2 protein-coding genes are annotated in these 3,485 nt (G+C 40.5%); one reads left to right on the plus strand and one right to left on the minus strand.

Going from position 1 to position 3,485, the window contains the following annotated elements; all coding sequences use genetic code 11:
- The first annotated feature begins 97 nt into the window (after positions 1-97).
- Positions 98-2,209: a TonB-dependent siderophore receptor gene (locus GQR46_RS17745; protein WP_165741793.1), complete on the plus strand. Its 2,112-nt coding sequence runs from the start codon at positions 98-100 to the stop codon at positions 2,207-2,209.
- A gap of 73 nt (positions 2,210-2,282) precedes the next feature.
- Here GQR46_RS17745 and GQR46_RS17750 read toward each other — a convergent pair whose 3' ends face one another.
- On the minus strand, positions 2,283-3,197 hold the full coding sequence (locus GQR46_RS17750; protein ID WP_165741795.1) for a 2OG-Fe(II) oxygenase family protein: 915 nt from the start codon (positions 3,195-3,197) through the stop codon (positions 2,283-2,285).
- Positions 3,198-3,485: the final 288 nt, after the last annotated feature.

A 3,485-nucleotide genomic window follows, 5' to 3' on the forward strand; every position in this document is an offset into this window, starting at 1 on the left:
TCGATGTGATAAACGATAGCTAATCATTTATCAATGAGAGATACAAGACGCTCAGCCAAAACAAAATTTATCAGCTAACTAATGAACAAGGTTTATCATGAATACCAATAAAAAAGGGCTTAAGCTCACTTATATTAGTGCCTGCTTAGCAAGTATGTTTGCAAGCCACGCTATTGCAGCCAATGAGAACACTAGCGCTAAAAACAGTGCTAAAGAGCCTATTGAGCGTTTAGCGGTTACTGGCTCTCGTCAAGCATACCAAGGTAATTTTAGCCCTTTAGAAACCCCACAATCAGAGCTGAAAATAGATTTAGAAGCACTCGAAAATGCAGGCGCAATAGATTTAAACCAAGCGCTAGATTTGTCGGCATCGGTAGCGCGTCAAAATAACTTTGGTGGGCTTTGGAATAGCTTTGCACTGCGTGGCTTTGTTGGCGACGAAAACCTGCCAAGTAACTATTTAGTAAATGGCTTTAACGCAGGGCGTGGTTTTGGTGGCTCGCGTGATTTGTCGGGTATTGAATCTGTTGATGTGTTAAAAGGCCCTCGCGCAGCTTTATTTGGCAGAGGTGAGCCAGGCGGCACAGTAAACCTTGTTACTAAGCGCCCAACGTTTGATACAAGCGGCGAGCTAAAACTCAGTATAGGCAGCTTTGATACTTACCGCGCCGATGTGGATTACACAACGCCCCTTAGCGACGACGTAGCAATTAGACTGGTTGGTTTTTATGAAGACGCAAAAAGCTTTCGCGATACTATAGAAACAACTAAACAAGGCTTTAGCCCATCAATTACGTGGAACATTGACGACAATAGCCAACTAATTTACGAGCTTGAATATAGCGATCAAAAAGTCCCGTTTGATAGAGGTGTATTAGCAATAGACGGCGAGCTTGGCTTAATACCAGAAAGCCGCTTTTTAGGCGAGCCAGGTGATGGCCCAATAGAGGCTGACGTACTTGGCCATCAATTAGAGTTTGTTCATGACTTTAATGATAACTGGAGCGTATTACTGGGCGCTAACTACCGTGATACGTCGCTTGAAGGTTTTGCAACCGAAACAGGCTTTGATGGTGTAGTAGATGGCGAAGTAAATCGTTTTAGACGCTACCGTGATTACAATGCAAAATATCAGGTATTTAGAGCCGAAGTGACAGGTAATTTAGAGGTTGCAGGGTTGGATCACCGTTTAATAATTGGTGTTGATTCTGATAAGTTCGAAAATGATCAATTTGTTCTTCGTGTACGTGGCGATCAGTATATAAATGTTTTTAATCCTGTATATGGAGCATATGAGTTACCTACGCCAACGGCCAATACCGATAAGTTAGAAGTCCAAGAGTCGTTAGGTGTATTTATACAAGACCAAATAAGCCTAACCGATAAGTTTGATGTACGTATTGGTATACGTTTTGATGACTACCAGCAAACACTTAATAACCGCTTAGCTAATACTCAATCAAAGCAAAACGAATCGCGTGTTAGCCCCCAACTAGGTGTTGTGTATGAGGCGAGCGAGTTTGTATCTGTTTATGCCGCTTATGGCGAAAACTTTAGGCCTTTATCTGGCACTGATACAAATGGCGATGGGTTTGAACCAAATCAATCTACTTCAACAGAGTTGGGAGTTAAATTTACTTTAAACGATGGCGCTTTATTTGGCACTATCGCGATGTTTAAAGTAGAGCAAGACAACATGCTGGTGGTTGACGATCCCACTGCATTTACTTTTGCTGCAATAGGCGAAGCACAAAGCAAAGGCATAGAGATTGATATAAACGGTGAGCTAACGCATGATGTGAGCCTATGGTTATCGTATGCGTATGTTGATGCAACTATTGAAAACTCATTTTTTGATGCTAACTTTGGCTATACCGTTGAAGCGGGTAGTTCTTTATTAAATATTCCTAAACATCAACTTAGTTTACAGCTTGTTAAATCAGCCGAGTTATATGGCAAAGCAATTAAATTTGGTGGTGGTTTAGTTTATGTAGGTTCACGAAACGGTTTTTTTGGTACCGACTTTGAGCTGCCAAGCTACACAACAGCACGTGCATTTGTTGATTACGATGTAACTAAAGCATTTGGTTTACGCGCAGAGGTAGATAACCTGTTTGACGAAACGTATTATACAAACTCGTTTGCTGATGCGTGGGTACAACCTGGTACACCAAGAAACGTTAAGTTTTCTGCATCATATAAGTTTTAAACTTTTAAACGAATGCTAAATATGGCTGCTTAAATTAGGCAGCCATTTGTATTTAAAGCTTTAAAGCGCTTACTTAAAATGGTGCATAGCCATCAGGTGTTGTAACAGGTGTACTCCAACGCTCTTTAGCTTCTATTTCAGATCGTTGTGCACCTTGAGCTGGTAAACGACCGCGATCGCCAAACAGCCATAATACAAAGTTTGTTCTATCGCCACTGGTAATAGGTTTTGCCGCGTGAGGTACATTGCCTCGGTGTATCATTGCGGTGCCTGGTTTAAAGCCAAGTTGTATTACGCTCCCATTTACTTGGTCGTAAAAATCAAGCTCAGAACCTGTAAACTCCTCACCCGGTAAATTTAAATTAATATTTAACGTTACCGCCGATGCATCAGTATGTGGGCGAATAGACGCATCTGTACTTGGATCGTAGTAAATAGAGAATCCAAATGTTTGCGTATCGTAGCCAATTATTTCAGGAAACAATAAGCGCGAAATAGGGCGCATATAAGTGTTTAGCATTTCGTTATAAAATGCTTGAAAACTTGGCGCTGCTAAATAGCCCTCTGAACGTTTGTCGAGCATGGCACCACGGCGGTTTAATACAATACCGTACGGTGGGCACATAGGAATGTTAGAGTTCCATACTTGTTCAAGGTAGCCACGTAAAACGGCAAGGCGCTCTGGATCAAAAAATTGAAACTGAAATACATCAGGAGCCACTTCTTCTAAAAGCGCTTTTACTAAATGCTCTTTAGATGGGTCTTGCCATGCTTGTTGTACGGCTTTGCGTAAATCTTTATCGAGTAATGAATCGTCTAGCGTGAATGTAGAAGGGTCAATTTCGCTTGCTTCCCATTCTTTCCACGCGTCTGTAATTAGGTCGTCGTTGTTGTACCAAAACTGTTGTACCGAGTGGTCACGGTTTAACATGGCTGTTCTCGATGGTAAATCTAGAGCACGTGCTAGTTGTAATTGATTGGTAGACATATTGTGTAACCCCAGTTGTTGAATTGGTTTGTATCAATCTAGGAGTGCAATTTATTATATTTATTTTAGTAGATAAACAACCTACTTTAGGAAACAGAATATGCTATTTATTGATAATGAACTCGAAACTAAGCATCTCAAGTTAAGCTAACAAATGCTTTATGAAATAGACGGTGAATAAATAAACCATTACTATAAATTCATATTGCCTATGTTAGAGGCATGACTTAATAGCAATATAAAATGGAGATTTATTGTGGAAGATAAACTAAAAGAGAAAAGTGTAGT

Source organism: Pseudoalteromonas sp. Z1A6, assembly GCF_011378745.1.
GTDB classification, from domain to species: Bacteria; Pseudomonadota; Gammaproteobacteria; order Enterobacterales; family Alteromonadaceae; genus Pseudoalteromonas; species Pseudoalteromonas arctica.